Raw genomic sequence first — 22,093 nt, 5'->3', positions numbered from 1 at the left:
TATGAAAAAGCGCAATGGTCTTTTAATGTTGGTTTTTGCCCTGCTGCTGTCACTGGGGCTTGCAGGCTGCAGCGGCAGCCAGTCAAGCGGCACTGATGAAGGAGGGAAAGATTCCGGTACAGATTCGGGCGGTGAAACAGCTGCCGGCGGAACACTTGTCTTCGGGCGAAGCGGAGACTCTGATGCTTTGGATCCGGCCGTTACAACCGAAGGTGAATCCTTTAAGGTCACTGTCAATATTTTTGAAACATTGATCAACTTTGGCGAGCAGGATACAGAAATCCAGCCAGGCCTTGCAACTGAATGGGAAGAAAGTGAAGACGGGCTGAAGCATACGCTCAAGCTTCGCGAGGGAGTCAAGTTCCATGACGGGACAGACTTCAATGCAGAAGCAGTAGTCTTCAACTTCAACCGCTGGAAAGCAGGCAATAAAGAAGAATTTTATTATTATGCCTCTCAATTTGGCGATGTCCTTACAGAGGTGAAAGCCGTTGATGATTATACAGTTGAATTTACATTAAGCAGGCCGATCGCTCCATTCCTGAAAAACTTGGCAATGTCGCCATTTGGGATCGCGAGTCCTGCCGCAGTAGAAAAAGCCGGCGATAAATTCACTGACAGCCCTGTCGGAACAGGTCCTTTCAAGTTCAAAGAATGGAAACGGAACGACCGTGTCGTAGTCGAGAAGAACCCGGATTACTGGCAGGAAGGCCTGCCAAAGCTTGACTCAGTCATTTTCAGGGTCATCCCTGAAAACTCAGCAAGGCTGAATGCTTTGTCTACAGGCGAGGTTGACCTGATTGACGGCGTAAGCTTCAGTGATGTAGGGCAAATCGAAGGAAATGCAGATCTGCAGCTTTTTGACCGTCCGTCGATGAATGTAGGCTATCTTGGGCTTACCAATACACGCGGCCCGCTGAAGGATAAGAAGGTCCGCCAGGCGCTGAACTACGCAGTGGATAAGCAGGCTCTCATCGATGCCTTCTATTCCGGATATGCAGAGCCGGCGAAGAATCCGATGCCGCCGGGAATTGCGGGCTACAATGATGAGGTTCAGGATTATGAGTATAATCCTGAAAAGGCGAAGGAGCTTCTGAAGGAAGCAGGCTATGAAAATGGATTTGAAATGGAGCTTTGGGCAATGCCGGTTGCACGTCCATATATGCCGGACGGGCAAAAGGTTGCTGAAGCCATCCAGGCCAACTTTGCTGATGTTGGCGTAAAGGCTAAAATCGTATCCTATGAATGGGGAACTTACCTCGACAAAGCCAACAAAGGGGAAGCAGATTCCTTCCTTCTCGGCTGGACAGGGGACAATGGGGATGCCGACAACTTCCTTTATGTACTGCTTGACCAGGATACTATCGGATCCAATAACTATACCTATTATAAAAACCAGGAGGTCCATGATCTTCTGATTAAAGCTCAGACGCTGACAGACCAGGCCGAGCGTGAAGCGCTGTATAAGCAGGCGCAGCTGATCATCAAGGATGATGCTCCATGGATCCCGCTTGTCCACTCTAATCCTGTCCTTGCAGGAAAAGCGGATATTACCGGATTCAAGCCGCATCCAACAGGATCGGATCTTCTGTCTTCTGTGGAATTTAAAAAGTAAATGGAAAGAGAAAGAAAGGGAGTTCCTTAAAGCGGCTCCCTTTTCTTTTAGCCGGACAGATGCGGCTGGACAACCATCAAGAGAGGTGAAAACATGCTGTCATATACGATCAAACGAATATTTTCCCTTATACCGGTTTTACTGGGCCTGTCGCTGATTGTATTTTTCATGATCAGGGCCATACCTGGAGATCCCGCCCAAATCATCCTGGGCCAGCTGGCAACAAAAGAGGCTGTGGCTGATTTGACAGAGCAGCTCGGGCTTGATAAGCCCTGGTTTATTCAATATTTTACATATCTGGGGGGCCTGTTTACGGGTGATCTTGGAGAATCGCTTCGTACAAAGGCACCGATCAGCGGAGAAATTTGGCCTTTCCTGGCAGCTACCATGGAACTTTCATTCTGCGCCATGCTCATTGCCATCTTTTTCGGCGTGAATGCAGGGATCATCAGTGCCTGGTTCCAAAACTCCTGGTTTGATTATATTGCCATGGTGCTTGCTCTTATCGGTGTATCTATGCCGATTTTCTGGCTTGGCCTTATGGAGCAGTGGATTTTTGCCATCAATTTGGACTGGCTGCCTACGTCCGGCCGGGAAGAGGTCAGGAATCCGGTTGAGGCCATCACCAATCTTTATATCATCGATACTCTCCTTGCAGGACGGATGGATCAGTTCTGGGATGTCATCCGCCACCTTGTGCTTCCGAGCCTTGCATTATCGACCATTCCAATGGCCATTATTGCCAGGATCACCCGTTCGACGATGCTTGAAGTCATGCGTTCAGACTTCATCCGGACGGCACGGGCCAAAGGGCTAAGGATGTTCTGGGTCGTGTACAAGCATTCTTTGAAAAATGCGATCATCCCTGTTTTGACGATTATCGGACTGCAGACCGGGCTCCTTCTTGGCGGTGCCATCCTGACGGAGACCATTTTCAGCTGGCCGGGAATTGGAAGATATATCTATGAAGCTATCAATTACCGCGATTATCCTGTCATCCAATCAGGGATTCTTGTCATTGCATTCATCTTTGTCATGATCAATCTGGTTGTTGACCTCTTATATGCGGCAATCGATCCAAGGATCAAATACAACTAAAGGAGGGAAGAAGCCTATGGAATTATCAACAGAAAAAAATGTACATCCGTCTGCGGTCCAGGCCGAGGAAAAGGTGAAATCCCCCTGGCTTGAAGCATGGCGGAGCTTCCGGAAAAACAAGCTGGCCGTTGTCGGCGCGCTTATTGTTCTGTTCTTTGTCATCCTTGCAGTATTTGCGCCGCTGATCGCCCCAACAGGCATTAATGAGCAGCAGCTGGCAAACCGGCTGAAGGCTCCATCGGCCGACCATTGGTTCGGAACCGATGATTTTGGAAGGGATATTCTTTCCCGGGTAATTTATGGGGCGCGGATTTCATTATGGGTAGGCTTTCTGGCCGTCCTCGGCTCACTAGCCGCAGGCTGTCTGCTTGGCATCCTTGCAGGCTATTATGGCCGCTGGGTGGATACAATCATTTCAAGGTTCTTCGATATCATGCTTGCATTTCCGAGCATCCTTTTGGCGATTGCAATTGTAGCGGTACTGGGCCCATCCTTAAGGAATGCGCTCATTGCCATTGCCATCATCAATATCCCTAACTTTGGGCGCCTGATCCGTTCCCGTGTCCTCAGTGTAAAGCAGGAGGAATATATCATGGCGGCCAAGGCGGTCGGCATGAGTGATGCCCGTATCTTATTCCTTCACGTCCTGCCGAACAGCATGGGTCCAATCATCGTCCAGGGAACACTGGCAGTAGCAACAGCCATTATCGAAGCAGCTGCACTGGGCTTCCTTGGCCTGGGGGCAGAAGCGCCAAATCCCGAATGGGGTAAAATGCTTTCAGATGCAAAAGCATATCTCATACAGGCCCCATGGACAATGATATTCCCAGGCCTAGCCATCATGCTCACAGTACTTGGCTTCAACCTCATGGGCGATGGGCTGAGAGATGCATTGGATCCTAGGATGAAGAGTTAGTAAGAAAAGGGAGTGTGCATGCTTAATAAAGGAATGTGTATTCTGCTCCTGAACAACGTAAATTTGTACTAAATCAAGTGGCATGATGCATATTAGGTATTGGATTATATTCCATCTGGAAGTGTCTTTTGACTTGAGCACCCAGAAGAGTGTCAATGTCAAAAAGGGTACGGAAAACAATCCTCCGCACCCTTTTTGATTTATAGAAAATTCTATAACTGCTAAACTAATAGAAGCCCCAGGGTATTACATTACTCAAACTTGAAAAAGCCTGTTGATTGCAGTGGAAGGCACGAAGACTCCAGCGGGATTGCAGCGGCAATGCTGAGACCCCGCAAGAGCCTGCTCTGAGGAGGCTCAGCGTCGCCCCGCGGAAAGCGAAGTGCCTGGAACGGAAATCAACAGCTCCATTAACGGAATAAACTATAAATAAAAGCACAGACCTAGTGTAAAATACCTTCATAAAAAAAGCAGCCATCCCGGCTGCTCTTCTTTATGATTATTCCTCATCTTCCTCTATACTAATCTCGTTTTCCTCTTTATGATACGACTGGAAACTCGAAATCAATGTATCCAAATGCTCAACCTGTTCATCGTATTCAATAATAGCAGAGATAATCTGCATAGTATGGTAGATGATCTGTTCATCATCATTTTCCATGTTTTTATGCTGCGCCAGGAAGAAGGTGAACAGCTCCTTGCGGTCCAGGCAGATATCGCCTTCTTCAAAACTCACCTGAGGTTTCACTTTACCAATGAACTTGAGCATCACATGCTCATGATAATGTATCAGACAGTCCAGCTGCTGCTGGATAGAATTCTGGAAATCCTCTGGCATCTGCTGCAGCTCGTATTCATGGCGGTGCAGCCTTTTCAGTGTTTCAAGCGACATTTTAACGGTCGAGATCATCTGTCTGTAGATGACCAGCTTTCTCGCTTTGACCGGGCTGTCTTTTTTCAGGTAATTCCGTTCTTCCTTATACATAAGGTACAGCTGATCGAGCTTGATGACATCATCTTTCAGCTTTTCGATATCATTTTTTAAGAGCATATGCTCAGAGGCATGACGCACATTCAGCCTGATCCACTTTGTAATATCTTCTGTCGCATTGGATATTTTATAATACAGCTTGTTTTCATATTTAGGCGGCAGGAATACAAGATTGACCAGAAAAGCTGATAATATCCCAAGCATGATGGTCGAAAAACGGATAACAGCAAATTGGACAAAGTCATCACCAGGAGTCTCCATGATGGCGATCAAGGTTACCAGTGACAGGGCGATGGTTTTTTCAAGCTTCAGCTTCAGGTTGATAATGATGACAATGACGGCGGCAAGACCGACAATGAAATAGTTGTTTCCGAAAACAAGAACAAAGACGACGGCTATGACAGCCCCGATGATATTGCCCTGAATCTGCTCGATTACCGATAGATACGATCTGTAGATGGTAGGCTGAATCGCAAAAATGGCTGCGATGCCTGCAAATACAGGCGTTGGCAGGTTGAAAATTTCTGATAAAAATAAAGACAGTATGATGGCAATTCCCGTTTTTAGTATGCGGGCTCCAAGCTTCATGCAAATAATATCCTTTCGTATTTATAATGGCTGCTTTAGCAAGAATACAGCCATTATCTATTTTATACTTACTTTAAACCGATTTGCTCATTGTTAAACAATTATGTACTATACAGGGATTATCCTTGAAGTTCAAGGGACAAATATGATAAATCTCCGATAAAATTCCATTAAGGCGCTTACATGAAAAATAGCGCATTGCTGGCTCGATTATAGTATATGGGCGGGTATGGCCTTCATATGATCCTTCAGTGTGCTGTGCATAAAAAGAAATAGGAAATAAAATAAGGCCCGCTCAAGAATGTTGAGCGGGCCTTTGGCGAACCATCATTCTGTAGAAACAGAAGGGTCAGCCTGTTCTTTTACAGGGACTACCTGGAAGAAGTGGTTTTCAACGTCTTCAAGCAATGTGGACAGCTGTTCAGATTCTTCGTGCTGCCCTTGTTCCGCGAGCATTTTTATATAATTGCCGAGAAGCTCTTGCACATCTTCCTGACCTTTTGAGGACAAAGAAGAGACGGTGACCTTTGCACCTTTTGCAATCCTGCGCTGGAGGGCTTCCTTCGTGAGCCCCAGTTCCGGCTGGTGGCGGAGATATACGACCCCGCCGGTCATGCCCGCACAAATCCATGGGCCAGGATCGCCAAGCACAAGTCCTCTGCCATTCGTCATATATTCAAAAGCAAATCCCTTAATGTTTGAATGTGTGCCGATATTGCCATGTTCCTTTTCAGGAAGAGGCTTTTTCAGCTGCCCGCCAATGATCATGTCTGCACCGGAGAGGCGGATGCCTGCGCGGGCATCGGCATTCCCCTGGGCCACGAGAAGCCCTTTTTGTGCGCCGTATCCAAACCCTTTGCCGACTGATCCATTGTAGAAGCTGCCATTCTTTCCTTTTGATTTAAAGATCAGAATCTCTCCGCCGAATGAAGTCTTGCCGATGCCATCCTGGGCGCCTCCGGCCACTTCAATATGGATGCCGGCGCTGTTATAAGCTCCGAGCCCATTGCCTGGAATCGAGCCGCCCTTATATTTAAGGGAGACAGGCGGAAGGCTCTGGTAGGATCCATCCAGCCGGTTTCTGACACGGTGGCAGGAAACACGGCTGCCCAGCACACGCTGTTCTGAAGTAATGCTCTGGTATTCGCGTGATTGGTGGAGCTCTTCTACGCTTGCATCAAGATATTCGGCGCCTACTGCAACCTGAAGCTGGTGGGCATCGAGGGAAGCCGCAGCTTCCTGATGGCTCAATTGGCCAATCTCCAGGGTGCGGAGAAGGTAGGTCAGATCCAGCTGTTCTTTTCCTTTTGCCTGCTCGAGGAGGTCAGAGCGTCCTACAGCGTCCTGGAGATTCCTGATTCCAAGTCCCGCTGCCAGAGCCTTCAGTTCTGTCCCGAAGGCTGTATATAAGTTCATGATGCCCTGGACAGCCAGATCGAATTGACGAGGGACGAAGCGGCGGAGGCCATGATCCTTTGCCTGCGCTTCTGTTTCGATCTGGGTCGCAATCCCGACATGGCATGTATCCAGATGGCAGCCGCGGCATGTGGTACAGCCGATTGCCAGCATGGAAAGTGTCCCGAATCCGATCCTGTTTGCCCCGAGGAGCATGACCTTCAGCACATCAGATGCACTTTTGATGCCGCCGTCAGCCCAGATTTCCACACTGTCGCGCAGTCCTGCTTCAAGCAGGGCGTTATGGGCGGCCTTAACGCCGATTTCAACCGGAAGCCCGACATGCTGGAGCGCATGGATCCTGGCGGCGCCGGTGCCCCCGTCAAAGCCGCTCAGGGTGATGATATCAGCCCCAGCTTTTGCGATTCCAACCGAGATCGTCCCGATATTAGGAACGACGGGGACTTTTACAGCGACTTTGGCTTTATCATTGGCCGTCTTAAGCTCGTGTATCATCTGGGCCAGGTCCTCAATAGAATAGATATCATGATTGTTGGAAGGCGAGATTAAATCTGAGCCGATGGTGGCATTTCTCGCCTCGGCAATCTTCGCTGTCACTTTTGAGCCAGGAAGATGTCCGCCTTCACCCGGCTTCGCGCCCTGGCCGATTTTGATTTCAAGCAAATTTGATGAGTTCAGCAGCTCTGCGTTCACCCCAAACCGGCCGGAAGCAACCTGCTGTCCGCGGGTATTCGGGTATTTGCCCAGCATATCCTTGATTTCCCCGCCTTCACCGTTCATGCTGACCATGTTCAGGCGGTCTGCACCTTCTGCATAAGCCCTGAAGGCAATCTCATTTTGTGAGCCGAACGACATGGAAGCAATGACGAAAGGAAGATCATGCGTGCCGACATTCAGGCTCACCTCTGAAGGCGATACAGGGGAGGATGCCGGTTTGAAGCCAGTCAGGTGGCGGATCGTTGTCGGATTCTGCTCCTCCTGTTCTGAAATCTTTTCCCCATATGCTGTATAGTCGCCGGTTTTGGCAACTTCGCCGATGGCTTTCCAGATGCGCGGGAAAAGGTGAAAGGTTTTTCCGATTCTTTCCTTTTCATTCTGGTAATCTTCTGCTCTCTGTATAGCATCTTCCTTCATGCTATCGAAATTGCAGGCAAGCTCTCCTGAACCGAAGAAGTTTACGATATTCAGTATTTCCGCTGTCTCCTCATGAAGCCCAATGCTTGAGAATAGGCGTCCGTAGCCTCTCAGCTCGTGGATCCCGATAGTGGAAATGACCTTTTCAAGGCCTTTTGTCAGTGCTGTGTACAGGTTTACTAGCGGCGTGGCCGATTCGTCCAGCACAGTCATGAACATATAGTACGGAGATATCAGATCTGCACCAAGTCCATAGCTGGTGATGATATCATGCAGCGACCGGATGGAAGCCGAACGGAGCAGGATAGAACAGTCCCTGCGGACCGCTTCCTTGACGAGCGCCTGATCGATCGCTGATACAGCCAAATGCGGATCGAGCCAGAGATTCCCGTTCTGGTGGGCCTGTGAATCATCCAGGATAAGGAGGGACTTTCCGCTCCTGACAGCAGCCACGGCATCTCCCGCCAGACGGCCAAGGGCCTCCCGGATGCCTTCATCTTCACTGAAAACAATCGGGATGTAGGCAGTCAGCTTTTGTTCCTGGTAATAGTCTGTCACCTGGTCATAGCTTGGCTGCTGGATGATGCCGGAACATTCGAATCCTGCTTTTCCTTCAATCAGGAGCGGAGTCTGAAGTTCAGTCACGCCTGAGACTTCCTTATCAGAATGGAAGAGGGCAGGGCGCTTCCCGATGATGGTCCTGGTTGAAAAGTGTTCTGTCTCACGGTCGCGGTCAATGGCCGGATTGGTCACGACGGCCACACTTTCCTTTATATAGTCAGCGATGTTTTTCCGCTCAGGGTTCAATGCTGCCAAAGGTGCATCATGTCCTAAAGAACGGATCGGCTCAATGCCTTTATCAGCCATCTGTTCAACAAGCTGGACCTGGTCCCTTTCCCAGCCGAAAGCTTTATATTGGCCGTTATGGATCTTGCTTGGATAGTTCATCGTAATTGTTTTTGGCAGCCTTGGCGTTTCAAGCCGCTTCCTGCTGCCGTCCAGATGCACCCGCTTTGAGAATCTTTTGTATACCTCTTCCTGGTATGCATGCTGTTCAAATACTTCAAGAACATCCCCGTTCCATTTCAGGCCGACCTTTTCTCCCGGAGCCAGCGGCTTAGGCTCGTTTACATATTCGCTGGAAGGAATAATCCCCGGTTCTGAAGAGAATAAATAAGAGCTTTCTGTTTCAAGCATCCAGAGCGGGCGCAGTCCAAGTGCATCCACGCTGAATACTGCCTCGTCGGCAAAGCGGGAGATGATCCCTGCAGGGCCCTGGGCAAAATGGCCCCAGCCTTCCCGGATGTAGGTGTACAGATCCTGGAGATGGTCCGGATAAGACTTGATTTCGTTTACAATTGGCGGGAACATAACATCCATCGCTTCAAAAAGTGAATAATTTTCACGGCAAATAAACGTCTCCAGTGTTCTGCTCAAGTCCTGTGAATCGCTGCCGTCTTTAACGAGAGGGACGCCTGCAAGCTTAGCTTCATCCCGAAGCTTGGCAATTGTGTTGATTTCACCGTTATGCCCAAGCACACTGAAAGGCTGGACACGGAAAAAGCTGGAGAGCGTATTGGTTGAATATCTGTTATGGCCAAGTGTCATCGTCGATGCGGCAAGCGGGTTCGCAAGGTCATGATAATATTTGGGCAGGATATCCCCTGCGCCCATTACCTTATATACGGCATGGTGCTGGCTTAAAGAGGCCACATGGACATGCTCATCTTCTTCGAAACTTATAATGAGGTTAAATAATTTTTCCGTAAGGGGCTGGCCCTCCATATCTGATACAATGGCAAACTGCCAGAATATAGGATTTTCCTGGATGGCAATCGGCCCAAGGGCTGAAGAATCTGTCACTTCGTCTGATTCAAATAGGATTTCAAAGCCTGCATCTGCTAATCTTTCTGCAAGACTGGCTTTAATGCTTGAGCTTTTTTCATTTCTTGACATGAAAACATGGCCGACTGCAAAACCTTCGCGGGAGGCCGCCTCAGGATCGGCACCGGCGTCAGAAAGCTTCTGCTTCCATAGCTCGCGCGGTATATCGATGTGGATCCCGACGCCGTCACCTTCTCCGTTAATAAAACCCGCACGGTGATTCATCGTGACAAGGGCATCGATGCAGCTGAAGATATTCTCCCTTGAAGGGATCTTATTCTTTTCCATTGCGGCTACAATCCCGCAGGCATCATGCTCCTGGCGGTTAAATTCAGTGAATAGGGATGGGCTCCAAGTTTGTGTCATAAATACGGCTTCAGCAAATTGCCAAGCCGGTTCACCTCCTATAAGATTTTTCTGTATACAAAATGAAATTTTGTAAGGTTAATTGTTTCGGGGAAACATATAAGGGGAAAAACAGACAAGGTGGGACTTTATTTTTCCAAAACACTAAATAGACAAAAGTGAGTTTTTCGAAAATTAGTATTTCTATCATATCATAAGAATTTTCAGAAATCAATTAATTATACAAAACTATGGATGGGAAATGGAGAGCCGGAAAAGGGTTTGCTGATAAAACGTCTTATTTTGTAAACGTTTTCAATGAGGCGTGTATTAAAAAAGGAGCCGTTTCAGGCTCCTTTTATGCATGAAAAACTGTATAATTATTCTTCGCCTATTATGCTGAATGCATGATTGACTGCATGGAGAGTTGCGTGTATATCTTCTTCTGTATGGGCAATGGTTACAAACCAGGCTTCATACTTGGAAGGTGCCAGGTTGATCCCCTGCTCCAGCATCAGCTTGAAGAAACGCGCAAAAGTCTCGCCATCTGTGTTTTCTGCCTGCTCATAGTTTTCTACTTTTTCTTCTGTAAAGTAGATGGTCAGTGCGCCTTTCAGGCGATTAATGGTGATTTGGACCCCATGCTCAGCCGCAGCTGCCAGGATTCCTTCTTCAAGCATTTGCCCGAGCCTGTCGAGATATTCATAAACTCCATCCTGTTTCAGGACTTCAAGGCAGGCGATTCCGGAAAGAATGGAAGCCGGGTTTCCTGCCATTGTTCCTGCCTGATAGGCTGGGCCTAATGGAGCCACCTTTTCCATGATTTCCAGTTTGCCGCCGTAAGCACCGATCGGAAGCCCGCCGCCGATGATTTTGCCCATTGCTGTCAGGTCAGGCTGAACGCCAAGCATATCCTGGGCACCGCCATACATAAAGCGGAAGGCTGTTATGACTTCATCATATATAACGAGAGAGCCTGCTGCATGGGCAATTTCGTTGATCTGCTCCAGGAAGCCTTCCTTCGGTTCAACAATGCCGAAATTTCCTACGATCGGCTCGACCAGAACTGCTGCAATCTCGTCTCCCCATTTTTCCATCGCTTCTTTAAACGGCTCGATATCATTGAATGGGACCGTGATCACTTCCTGGGCGATGCTTTTCGGCACGCCGGCAGAATCGGGTGTTCCAAGTGTGGATGGCCCTGAGCCTGCAGCAACAAGGACAAGGTCGGAATGGCCATGGTAGCATCCGGCAAATTTAATGATTTTGTCTTTTCCTGTGTAAGCCCGTGCCACACGGATCGTGGTCATGACGGCCTCAGTGCCTGAATTGACGAAGCGGACTTTTTCCATGCCCGGCATCGCTTCCTTCAGCATCTTGGCGAATTTAACTTCGTGCGGGGTAGGTGTTCCGTACAGGACCCCTGTTTCTGCTGCTCTTTTGATCGCTTCAGTAATATGAGGATGTGCATGGCCAGTGATGATGGGGCCGTACGCAGCCAGATAATCGATATATTGATTTCCGTCAACGTCCCAGAAGTAAGCTCCCTGTGCACGCTCCATCACAACCGGAGCTCCGCCGCCAACGGCTTTATAAGAGCGGGAAGGGCTGTTAACTCCGCCTACAATATGTTTAAGTGCTTCTTCATGTATGCGTTCTGAATTTGAGAAATTCATTTTCTTCCTCCTTAAGGCGTAATTCCCCCTCTATATTACCGCAGTTTAACGGGCAGTAATAGCCCCGCGCTTATAGTAAGAAAGTTAGGAAAAAGGAAGAGGTGCGGGACTAAACTGCCCGTAAAGCCCGGCTGGTTCAACTAACCCCTTGGGAAGGGCGTCCAAGGGAAAGTTTCCCAATGCCGCAGTTTAACGGGCAGTAATAGCCCCGCGCTCATAGTAAGAAAGTTAGGAAAAAGGAAGAGGTGCGGGACTAAACTGCCCGTAAAGCCCGGCTGTTTCAACTAACCCCTTGGGAAGGGCGTCCAAGGGGAAGTTTCCCAATGCCGCAGAATAACGGGCAGTAATAGCCCCGCGCTTATAGTAAGAAAGTTAGGAAAAAGGAAGAGTTGCGGGACTAAACTGCCCATAAAGCCCGGCTGGTTCAACTAACCCCTTGGGAAGGGCGTCCAAGGGGAAGTTTCCCAATGCCGCAGTTTAACGGGCAGTAATAGCCCCGCGCTCATAGTAAGAAAGTTAGGAAAAAGGAAGAGGTGCGGGACTAAACTGCCCGTAAAGCCGGGCTGGTTCAGTCAGCCCGCTGTGGAGAGCGCCCCAGAGGGGAAGAAGTGCAGGCTATTTGTATTAAAGATGTCCTTTGGCTAAAATGAGTTCTTGGGGCACCGGCTTTAAGAGGAGGAACGATGCCTTGGATGTTTTGAAATTTATGCCCTTGTAAAAAAGGGATTGAACTGGAGGAAAACATGAAGGATGCCATCATTGTAAATGGCCTGCGCAAGGAGTTTAAGGCCTATTCAAGCAGGGCCGGCCTTAAAGGGGCCTTCCGCGATCTGTTTACGCGAAATTATAAGATTGTCCCTGCTGTCAACGATATCAGCTTTCAGGTAAGGCAGGGGGAAATGGTAGGCTACATAGGAGAAAACGGCGCAGGAAAATCGACGACCATCAAGATGCTGACCGGCATCCTGGAGCCGACTGCCGGAGAGGTGACTGTCAACGGGATGAATCCGCACAGGGACAGGGAGAGATTTGTCCAGACGATCGGGGTTGTGTTCGGGCAGAGGTCCCAGCTGTGGTGGGATATTGCCGTTCAGGAATCGTTCCGGCTTTTAAAAAAGGTTTATAAAGTTTCCGATGAGGATTATGCCAGCCATATGGACCACGTCATCAGGACGCTGGATATCGGGCCTCTCCTGGACAAGCCCGTGCGAAAGCTCTCGCTTGGACAGAGGATGCGCTGCGAGCTGGCGGCGGCCCTGATCCATAATCCGCCGCTGTTATTTCTCGATGAGCCGACGATCGGCCTCGATGTTTTGGTTAAACTTAAAATCCGTGAATTTTTAAAAGAAATCAACCAGAAATACAATACGACGATTCTTTTGACCACCCATGACCTTTCTGACATTGAAGCGCTTTGCGAACGGGTTGTCATGCTTGATGAAGGGAGCATCATATACGACGGTGCTTTGCAGAGCCTGAAGGAAACCTGGGCTGAAGGAAAGGAAATACGCTTTGAATTTCTTGAGCAGGCAGAACTGGGGGCCTTGGAAGAGCTTACTGCCGATCTCCCCGTTGAATGGCAAAGGAATGGAGAGGACGAAGCTTTTACTGCCTTAGCGGAGGATAAAGAGGAAGTCATTTCCGCGCTGATTGCAAGGGCTGTCTCAGCCTATAAGGTCAGGGATATTAAAATCATGGAAACGTCAACCGAAGAAATCATCCGTAATATTTACGATAAAGGCATGGCATGAGGAGGCAGCAATGGATAAGTATGCAGAAATGATCCGTATCCGTTTTTTAATGATGCTCGCCTACCGGACGAATTATTATACAGGCATTCTGATATACAGCATTAATATCGGCGCTTATTATTTTTTGTGGACTGCGATATATGGAGGGAAAGAGAGCATTGAGGGCCTTTCCGTCCTGCAGATGACCACCTATGTAGCTGTTGCCTGGATGGCCAGGGCCTTTTATTTCAATAATATCGACCGGGAAATGGCTGCAGAAATAAAGGAAGGAAAAGTAGCGGTCGAACTGATCAGGCCGTACAATTATCTTGGCATGAAGACCATGCAGGGACTGGGGGAAGGGATTTTCCGTTTGTTCTTTTTCTCTGTTCCCGGGATGGTCATTGTCGCACTTATCTTCCCGCTTGAATTTTCGGCAGACCCTGCCACCTGGCTGCTGTTTTCAGTATCCATTCTGCTCAGCTTCTTGATCAATACCCAATTAAATCTGCTGACAGGGATTACGACTTTTTTCTTATATAATAATACTGGCTTGATCAGAGCCAAGCGCGTGGTGATCGATCTGTTTTCCGGGCTGCTGATCCCTCTTTCCTTTTTCCCTGTGTGGGCGCAGGATGTCTTGAAATTCCTTCCCTTCCAGGGCATCAGCTATATTCCAAGCATGATTTTCACAAATGGCTTCACACAGGGGGAAGCCATCAACGGTCTGCTGCTTCAGGGAGTGTGGGTGCTGATCCTCTTCATTCCGATACAGGCACTTTGGACCGCTGCAAAAAAGCAGATGGTCATTCAAGGAGGGTAACAGCTTGTTTTATATTTCGATTTTCTTCCAATATGTGTCTCAGTATATGAAAACAAGGCTGGAGTATCGGGCAGATTTGGCGGTTGAGGTTGTTTCCGATCTGCTGTTTCAGGCAGTCAATTTGATCTTTATTCTGGTTGTTTTTGGACATACCAGCTATTTGAGCGGCTGGAACAGGGATGAAATCATCTTTATCTATGGATTTTTTCTTGTTCCTTATGCCCTGTTTTCTTCCTTTTTCAATATTTGGGATTTCAATGAACGATATATTGTGAAAGGCGAGTTTGACAGGATTTTGACCAGGCCTGTCCATAGCCTGTTCCAGATCGTCCTGGAAAGGATGGAGCTGGAATCGCTGTTTGGAGCTGTGACCGGCCTGGTCATTATGTTTTATGCGGGGGAGCAGCTTGGACTCAGCATAAGCTGGTATGATCCGTTCTTGTTTATCCTGCTTGTGCTCGGCGGTGTGATGGTTTACGCGGGAATCTTCGTCCTGATTGCGTGCATCAGCTTTTGGGCAGACGCGAGAACTTCCATCATGCCGATGATGTACAATATCGGGAATTATGGAAGATATCCGGTAGACATATATAATGGTGCCATCCGCTTTGTGCTTACCTGGATCCTTCCGTTCGCGTTTGTCGGTGTCTATCCGGCAGCCTATTTCCTTGGGAAACATGAATGGCTGGTCTATTCTTTCCTGACGCCAGTCATCGGCCTGGTATTCTTCTGCCTGTCCATCATTGTCTGGAATCAGGGCGTAAAGAAATACCGCGGTGCGGGGAATTAGAATGGCAAAAAACAGTACTCAATTAATGGGGTGCTGTTTTTTTATGTCTTTCGACTACTGACGATTATTCAAACTCTAATCCTGACTGCTGTTTTCATGGTCTTTCAGATAATTTTGATAAGCTTCCGTTACTCTGTCCGGCGGCTGGGGGAGTGTTTTGTAAATTTTATTAAGCATATAAACCGCTCTGAACAAAGTGCCGGCAATGATCATCCTAAAATTGCAGCTAGCAATATAGACAACAGCAGATACATAAATAACTCCTCTCACTTTAAAAATGGATATTCATCATTCTAACAGGATAATATTGGAACCGCACTTTTTGTTAAAAGACAAGCCGGCATACGGGCCCTGTTTTAAGCGTATAAATCTAGGGAGTATAAAGGAGAAGAGGGTCTGATTTGGTCTTTTATCTTTCGCTGATATTGATAGCCTTTTGTGTATTGATGAGTCTGCGGACATTGTTTATCCCCCATAAGATCCGCGGGAAAAGAGTCTCGTTTGAAAATTTTCTCTATCTGGCTTTTATATATGTGACGGTCATGATTGGCTTTGGGCTTATATACGTTTTGATGGAGCAGAACGGTACCCAGGTTCTCCGGGAAAGCGCGGGAGCGGAAGGAGGAACATTTATTCAAAGGCTGGAGACAGGCTTCTATTTTAGCGCAGTAACCCTTTTTTCAGTAGGCTATGGCGATATTTCTCCTATAGGGATCGGCAGGATGATCGCCGTTCTTGAGGCATTGATCGGCTACACGATTCCCGCAGCATTTGTAGCAAGGGCCGTATTCGACAGAGAGTCCTGACAATGTCCCGGATTTGTGTTTGCGGCAGATTTTGGATAGGCTTATGTTATCACATCGATGGAGGGATTAATATGCAGATTGAACTGGGAAAACAGGCTCCGGAGTTGGAACTGCCGGGCGCAGATGAAAAGCCGGTAAGGCTGTCGGACTTCCGGGGCAAAAATGTGGTCCTGTATTTCTACCCTAAGGATATGACGCCAGGATGCACGACCGAAGCGTGTGACTTCAGGGACAAGCATGAGGAGTTCCAGGGAGCGGACGCTGTAATCATCGGTATAAGCCCTGACCCAGCCGGCAGGCATGGCAAGTTTATTGAAAAATACGGATTGCCTTTCATCCTGCTGTCAGATGAAGAGCATAAAGCTGCTGAAGCATATGATGTCTGGAAGCTGAAGAAGAATTTTGGCAAAGAGTATATGGGGATTGAAAGATCCACCTTCATCATTGATAAAGAAGGGAATCTGGTGAAGGAATGGAGGAAGGTTAAGGTTAAGGGCCATGTCGAAGAGGCGCTTGCTTATGTACAGGAGCAGCTTTCCTGAGTAACGCGATTGGATACTTGTATCCAATCTTTTTTTTATTTTGGTGTAGTGATTTGGGGGGGCCATTCGTCTAATATACTAAGGGTTAAATTTTCCAAATTGGATATTGGGTGATATGTGATGGGCAAATGTGTTTATATCCTGCTGACAGATACAGGAACGATATTTTCAAGACTGATTAAGTGTTATACAAGAGCTCCATATAATCATTGTTCCATTGCACTGGACAGGCAGTTCAATCAATTATTCAGCTTCGGAAGGCGCAGCTATATGAACCCTTTTTCAGCTGGATTTATTAGGGAAAGGGTCGATGGGGGCGTGTTCAAGCATAAGAAGAATACGAGATGTGCGGTTTACCGGCTGCAGGTTTCAGATTCCCAGCAAAAAGACATCCGGAAAATGATCCTGCAATTTGAAGAAGATCCGCTAAGGTATAAATATAATCTCCTCGGGTGCATCGGCATTATCTTTGGGATAAAATTTCAAAGGACCGATGCCTTCACCTGCTCGCAATTCGTATCCACCATTCTTACACAGAGCGGGATACATACATTTGATAAATGCTGTGAAATGATCAGGCCTGATGACGTTGCCGGCATCCCCCGGCTGTCTTTGATATATGAGGGATATCTCCATCAATATTGGGAGAGGTCGCGAATGGCTGAACCATTGCATAAAAGGGCAGCTGTCTGGCCCAATTTAATATAACAAAGGCGGATGTCCATTCATTTAAACAAGTTTTGAATATCATTAGATTAGGGCATACCTCCTCAGATACTTTGAAGCAGATCCTTTCAGGGTCTGCTCTTTTTTTGAAGAACAGGGAGGACCCGATGGAGAAGTTTTGGTATCAGTAGAAGCGGGTATGATCGATTGGAAAATGTAAAAACATCCTTCGGGTGATATGATGAAGAAAACGAAGGAGGGGACGGAATGAAAATAGTATCTTCTCTGCAGCCGGAAAAGGATCTGCAGGATAAAATCAAGAATGCTTTTCCTGATGCGGATTTTGATTTTTATGAGAGTATGGAGCAGGCTGAAGGAGCATTATCCCAGGCTGAAATTTTTATTACTTATGGCGAGGATTTGACAGCTGCGCATATTGAGAGTGCAAAAAAGCTGAAATGGATCATGGTCATGTCCGCGGGGCTGGAATTGATGCCGCTCAAGCAATGTGAAGAAAGAGGCATCCTGATTACTAATGCAAGAGGGGTTCACAGCATCCCGATGGCAGAGTTTGCACTTGGGATGATGCTGATGCACGAAAAAAAGGAAAAGAAGCTTATTGTGAATGAAGAGAATGAAGTCTGGGACCGGAATATCCAGATGGGCGAGCTCCGCGGAAAAACCATGCTGATCCTGGGAACCGGCGCTATTGGAAGTGAAATAGCCCGGCTGGGTAAAGCATTTGGATTGAAAACCTGGGGCATCAACCGCAGCGGTTCCCCTGTGCCACATATTGACAGACTTTTCAGCCTTGAAGAGTTGGACATACTATTACCGGAGGCTGATTTCCTCATCACGGTGCTCCCGAGTACAGGAGAGACAAGGCATCTGCTCGGGATGGAGCACTTCCGCAGGATGAAGAACAATGCAGTCTTCATCAACTTGGGCAGGGGAGATATCGCCGGGGAAGATATATTGCTTGATGCGATGCGGAAGAGGCTGATTTCACATGCCTATCTGGATGTTTTTGAAACAGAGCCGCTGGAGAAAGGGCATCCATTCTGGAAGATGGACAATATAACCGTCACTCCGCACTTATCAAGCAGATCAGCCATGTACCTGCCAAGATCCTTTGAAATTTTTGCCCATAATCTTCATACATATATACAAAGCGGGAATGACTATGTGAATAAAATTGATCCTGGGAAGGGGTATTAATTTGAAGATCTATACTAAAACAGGAGATAAAGGAACAACATCGCTCATATACGGAGAGCGTGTATCAAAAGGGGACATGCGGGTAGAAGCTTACGGGACCTGCGATGAAGCCAATTCGATGATCGGCCTGGCACTCAGCTATTTAAAGGGAGAATTTTTCCAGGGCAAAAAAGAGCTTGAAGACACATACCATAAAATACAAACAGCTCTTTTCCATGTAGGCGCAGAGCTTGCAACTCCTCCCGGGAAAGAGGTCAAGTGGAAAGTTTCTGAAGATGATATCAAAGTCATGGAGAACAAAATTGATGAATGGGATGCTGAACTCCCGCAGCTTGCCAATTTTATCCTTCCAGGGGGGAATCCTGCAGGAGCCGCTTTCCATTCTGCCCGGACGATTGTGCGGCGGGCTGAAAGGGAGGCTGTGCGGATTGATGGTGTTAACCCATTGGTGCTTTCGTACCTGAACAGATTGTCTGATCTGCTGTTTGTAACGGCCAGATATGTTAATCTTCAGCTGGGGGAAAACGAGAAAAATCTTCACGAAGAGGATTGAAATCAATCAGGCATCATACAGTAATATTGACAAATAGCATAAAAAGTTAGTACACTATTTATAAAGATTACAAAGTAAGAATCTTTGTTGGAAAAGAGGTGCATGACGGTGGCTCAAACACAGTTAAAAGAAGCGCTGGATACCTTGAAGGATACAGGAGTGCGTATTACTCCGCAGCGTCATGCGATACTTGAATATTTAATAAGCTCCATGTCACACCCGACTGCAGATGATATTTATAAAGCATTAGAAGGAAAATTTCCTAATATGAGTGTGGCTACAGTTTACAATAATCTAAGAGTATTTCGTGAAGTTGGCCTGGTAAAGGAATTGACCTATGGGGATGCATCAAGCAGGTTTGACTTTATTACAACCCATCATTATCATGTGATTTGCGAAAACTGCGGGAAAATCGTGGATTTCCATTATCCTGGTTTGGATGAAGTTGAACATCTGGCTTCCCATGTAACAGGTTTTAAAATCAGCCATCACCGCATGGAGATTTACGGCACATGCCCGGATTGTGCAAGCAAGGAAGCGCACTAATTCTATAACGCCGATAGCCTGCTATCGGCTTTTTCTTTTGTCTTAGAGGGAATCGGCGGCTTTCGGGTGCTTTGCGGATATAAAAAAATAACCCAGCATCCCTGCTGGGCCGATTTATTCTGAGCATATCTATTGCTCAGCTTTTTTCTGTTGTGAGGCTTTTCTGTTATAGCTCTCATTGAACTCTTTCCCTTCAAGTGAAGGATCAAGTGTCAGCGGTTCATTACAGTACATGCACATATCAACACGGCCAAGCATCTTTGTATATTTCCCGCAATTTGGGCACTCAACTTGTACAGTTTTTGTTGAGAGCATGCCAATCCAGAAATAAACCCCGGTGCTGGCGATGATGCAAAGCATGCCTAACAGCATGAATATAGTCATAACAATCGGTGAAGTCCTGAAGAATATTCCTATATACATAACAATAAAGCCGATGAATACCAGACTAAGTGCAAAGGTGCGGATTTTGTTAATCTTGCTCGAATATTTTGCCATTCTTTTTTGTCCCTCCCAAAGTATAACTATACCATATTTGCTTTTCTAAAGGATATCTGCAAAGCAGGAATAATGCTCCTGTCGAATATTGCTTGGGGACAGCAGGAATTCCAGGATGGCTGTAGAACCTATATGCTATAAAAGAAAAGCCAGGGGCCTTGCGCAAATGAGTGCAGACTTAGAATGCCATGTGCTGCAGCAATATCAAAGTGCCTCCCGGGGCTGATCCCGAGGATAGGCTCCATTGCACTAAGCTATTGAAGTTCAAATTAATGAATCTTATCTAATATTAATGGAGGAATGATGATGGAAGACATTCTTCGCCCTATTTATCAGGAACGGGCAAGCCAGGCCAACACGCTTGGAGTGCTGATCATAGAAAAAAGAAATAAAGCGGTCCCTGTTACAGATACCTTCGATGCAGTCCTGCTGATCGTTGTCCAGGAGGCAGAGGTGCCGGTTTTCGTTAAGCATTATACTTATAATGATAAAAAAGCAGCACTTCATATCGTAAAGGAGAGCCAGCTGAATGAATGGATCCTCCACGGCTCCAACAGGAAGATTTTTGATTGGCTATACAATGGGAGAATCGTTTTTGACCGCAATGAGTATATAAGCAACCTGAAAGTTGAATTAAAGGAATTCCCGTTCTATGGAAGAAAGCTGAAGATGGGCGTGGAATTTGCGAAATTGATAAGGCGCTATATGGATGGAAAGGCGTTTTTTGAAAATAATCATTATCTCGATGCCTATAACCATGTCGTTCATTCTCTTCACCACCTGGCGCGGCTTGCTGTCATTGAGAGCGGATTTCATCCTGAAGTGACTGTATGGCATCAGGTCAAACAGATCGAACCCGAAATCTTTAAGTTGTATGAAGAGCTTGTCATCAGTGAAGAGCCATTGGAAAAGCGCCTTGAGCTTCTTTTTCTGGCAAGTGAATTCCTGATCCATTCAAAAACGAAAATCGGGATTCAGCATCTCACTGATATCATGTCCGAAAAAGAGGACTGGTCCTTCAATGAAATGATCACCCATCCTGAATTAAGTGCTTACTCTGTTGATTTAAGTATGCTGCTTGAATATCTGATCGATAAACATCTGATAGAGGCAGTTGAAATTGTGACGAAAAGCCCTGGTTTGTATCACCGCCATTACCGGACGAAAAAATTATTTTAAAAAAACATTAAAAGGTATTGACCTTTTGTTTCTTACTTGGTATATTTATATCCGTCGCTGCTAGTTGTTCAGCAAAACACAGTGGCTGACGGATTTAAATAACATCCTAAAAAATTATTTTTGAAAAGTGTTGACAGAATGAACAACACATGATAAGATAATAAAGTCGCTCAAGGGCGGCGGGGATAAAAAAGATTGTTCTTTGAAAACTGAACGAACAAAAACGTCAACGTTAATCTTATTTTTATCAGAGCTAAATCTTACTCTTATATGGAGAGTTTGATCCTGGCTCAGGACGAACGCTGGCGGCGTGCCTAATACATGCAAGTCGAGCGGACGGATGGGAGCTTGCTCCCTGAAGTCAGCGGCGGACGGGTGAGTAACACGTGGGCAACCTGCCTGTAAGACTGGGATAACTTCGGGAAACCGGAGCTAATACCGGATAATGCATTTCCCCTCATGGGGATATGCTGAAAGATGGTTTCGGCTATCGCTTACAGATGGGCCCGCGGCGCATTAGCTAGTTGGTGAGGTAACGGCTCACCAAGGCAACGATGCGTAGCCGACCTGAGAGGGTGATCGGCCACACTGGGACTGAGACACGGCCCAGACTCCTACGGGAGGCAGCAGTAGGGAATCTTCCGCAATGGACGAAAGTCTGACGGAGCAACGCCGCGTGAGTGATGAAGGTTTTCGGATCGTAAAACTCTGTTGTCAGGGAAGAACAAGTGCCGGAGTAACTGCCGGCACCTTGACGGTACCTGACCAGAAAGCCACGGCTAACTACGTGCCAGCAGCCGCGGTAATACGTAGGTGGCAAGCGTTGTCCGGAATTATTGGGCGTAAAGCGCGCGCAGGCGGTCTCTTAAGTCTGATGTGAAAGCCCACGGCTCAACCGTGGAGGGTCATTGGAAACTGGGGGACTTGAGTGCAGAAGAGGAAAGTGGAATTCCACGTGTAGCGGTGAAATGCGTAGAGATGTGGAGGAACACCAGTGGCGAAGGCGACTTTCTGGTCTGTAACTGACGCTGAGGCGCGAAAGCGTGGGGAGCAAACAGGATTAGATACCCTGGTAGTCC

Annotated in this window: 17 protein-coding genes and 1 rRNA gene; 14 read left to right on the top strand and 4 right to left on the bottom strand. The window is 47.2% G+C overall.

Features of this window, described 5'->3' with window-relative positions; all coding sequences use genetic code 11:
* Position 1: 1 nt before the first annotated feature.
* The 3 genes from FZD51_RS09735 to FZD51_RS09725 all read left to right on the top strand — a co-directional run bounded on the left by FZD51_RS09735 (position 2) and on the right by FZD51_RS09725 (position 3,629).
* Positions 2–1,615 carry an ABC transporter substrate-binding protein gene (locus FZD51_RS09735; protein WP_148974598.1) on the top strand — a complete coding sequence of 538 codons (1,614 nt, stop codon included), beginning with the start codon at positions 2–4 and terminating at the stop codon, positions 1,613–1,615.
* 93 nt (positions 1,616–1,708) lie between these two features.
* Positions 1,709–2,713, top strand: coding sequence for an ABC transporter permease (locus FZD51_RS09730; protein WP_148974597.1), 1,005 nt, complete (start codon positions 1,709–1,711; stop codon positions 2,711–2,713).
* 16 nt (positions 2,714–2,729) lie between these two features.
* Positions 2,730–3,629: an ABC transporter permease gene (locus FZD51_RS09725; protein ID WP_148974596.1), complete on the top strand. Its 900-nt coding sequence runs from the start codon at positions 2,730–2,732 to the stop codon at positions 3,627–3,629.
* Positions 3,630–4,128: 499 nt separating this feature from the next.
* Here the strand turns inward: FZD51_RS09725 and FZD51_RS09720 are convergent, their stop codons facing one another.
* From FZD51_RS09720 to FZD51_RS09710, 3 genes are all read right to left on the bottom strand, one after another.
* Entirely contained in the window at positions 4,129–5,208 is a 1,080-nt protein-coding gene (locus FZD51_RS09720; protein ID WP_148974595.1) for an FUSC family protein, read from the bottom strand.
* Positions 5,209–5,535: 327 nt separating this feature from the next.
* Complete coding sequence (locus FZD51_RS09715; protein WP_148974594.1) at positions 5,536–10,008, bottom strand: glutamate synthase-related protein; 4,473 nt, start codon at positions 10,006–10,008, stop codon at positions 5,536–5,538.
* A gap of 359 nt (positions 10,009–10,367) precedes the next feature.
* A complete protein-coding gene (locus FZD51_RS09710; protein ID WP_148974593.1) occupies positions 10,368–11,663 on the bottom strand; it encodes a glutamate-1-semialdehyde 2,1-aminomutase in 1,296 nt (431 codons plus the stop codon).
* A gap of 743 nt (positions 11,664–12,406) precedes the next feature.
* Here FZD51_RS09710 and FZD51_RS09705 point away from each other — a divergent pair.
* From FZD51_RS09705 to perR, 9 genes are all read left to right on the top strand, one after another.
* Positions 12,407–13,414, top strand: a complete 1,008-nt coding sequence (locus FZD51_RS09705) for an ABC transporter ATP-binding protein (protein ID WP_148974592.1) — start codon at positions 12,407–12,409, stop codon at positions 13,412–13,414.
* Positions 13,415–13,424: 10 nt separating this feature from the next.
* The gene (locus tag FZD51_RS09700; RefSeq protein ID WP_148974591.1) at positions 13,425–14,216 is read left to right on the top strand and encodes an ABC transporter permease; all 792 of its coding nucleotides are present in this window, start codon (positions 13,425–13,427) and stop codon (positions 14,214–14,216) included.
* 4 nt (positions 14,217–14,220) lie between these two features.
* Positions 14,221–15,006 carry an ABC transporter permease gene (locus FZD51_RS09695; protein ID WP_094769927.1) on the top strand — a complete coding sequence of 262 codons (786 nt, stop codon included), beginning with the start codon at positions 14,221–14,223 and terminating at the stop codon, positions 15,004–15,006.
* 401 nt (positions 15,007–15,407) lie between these two features.
* Positions 15,408–15,812: a potassium channel family protein gene (locus tag FZD51_RS09690; RefSeq protein WP_148974590.1), complete on the top strand. Its 405-nt coding sequence runs from the start codon at positions 15,408–15,410 to the stop codon at positions 15,810–15,812.
* A 71-nt stretch (positions 15,813–15,883) separates the two neighbouring features.
* The gene (gene bcp, locus FZD51_RS09685; protein WP_148974589.1) at positions 15,884–16,354 is read left to right on the top strand and encodes a thioredoxin-dependent thiol peroxidase; all 471 of its coding nucleotides are present in this window, start codon (positions 15,884–15,886) and stop codon (positions 16,352–16,354) included.
* A gap of 120 nt (positions 16,355–16,474) precedes the next feature.
* A complete protein-coding gene (locus tag FZD51_RS09680; protein ID WP_148974588.1) occupies positions 16,475–17,062 on the top strand; it encodes a hypothetical protein in 588 nt (195 codons plus the stop codon).
* Between the two features lie 225 nt (positions 17,063–17,287).
* The gene (locus FZD51_RS09675) at positions 17,288–18,238 is read left to right on the top strand and encodes a D-2-hydroxyacid dehydrogenase (protein WP_148974587.1); all 951 of its coding nucleotides are present in this window, start codon (positions 17,288–17,290) and stop codon (positions 18,236–18,238) included.
* A 1-nt stretch (position 18,239) separates the two neighbouring features.
* Positions 18,240–18,791, top strand: a complete 552-nt coding sequence (locus tag FZD51_RS09670; RefSeq protein ID WP_148974586.1) for a cob(I)yrinic acid a,c-diamide adenosyltransferase — start codon at positions 18,240–18,242, stop codon at positions 18,789–18,791.
* Between the two features lie 108 nt (positions 18,792–18,899).
* Positions 18,900–19,337 carry a peroxide-responsive transcriptional repressor PerR gene (gene perR, locus FZD51_RS09665; RefSeq protein WP_022543515.1) on the top strand — a complete coding sequence of 146 codons (438 nt, stop codon included), beginning with the start codon at positions 18,900–18,902 and terminating at the stop codon, positions 19,335–19,337.
* 129 nt (positions 19,338–19,466) lie between these two features.
* Here the strand turns inward: perR and FZD51_RS09660 are convergent, their stop codons facing one another.
* Positions 19,467–19,835 carry a YgzB family protein gene (locus tag FZD51_RS09660; protein ID WP_148974585.1) on the bottom strand — a complete coding sequence of 123 codons (369 nt, stop codon included), beginning with the start codon at positions 19,833–19,835 and terminating at the stop codon, positions 19,467–19,469.
* A gap of 306 nt (positions 19,836–20,141) precedes the next feature.
* On the opposite strand from FZD51_RS09660, the gene FZD51_RS09655 reads away from it, so the two are divergent.
* Together FZD51_RS09655 and FZD51_RS09650 are read left to right on the top strand one after the other, a co-directional pair.
* On the top strand, positions 20,142–21,014 hold the full coding sequence (locus FZD51_RS09655) for a nucleotidyltransferase-like protein (protein ID WP_148974858.1): 873 nt from the start codon (positions 20,142–20,144) through the stop codon (positions 21,012–21,014).
* 267 nt (positions 21,015–21,281) lie between these two features.
* Positions 21,282–22,093: ribosomal RNA gene (locus tag FZD51_RS09650) — 16S ribosomal RNA — on the top strand; the annotation flags it as partial.

The sequence above is a fragment of the Bacillus infantis genome (assembly GCF_008180445.1).
Lineage (GTDB): Bacteria > Bacillota > Bacilli > Bacillales > Cytobacillaceae > Bacillus_AB > Bacillus_AB infantis_B.
The sequence above is the reverse complement of the archived record's forward strand: the minus strand, read 5'-3'. Positions and strand labels throughout refer to the sequence as shown.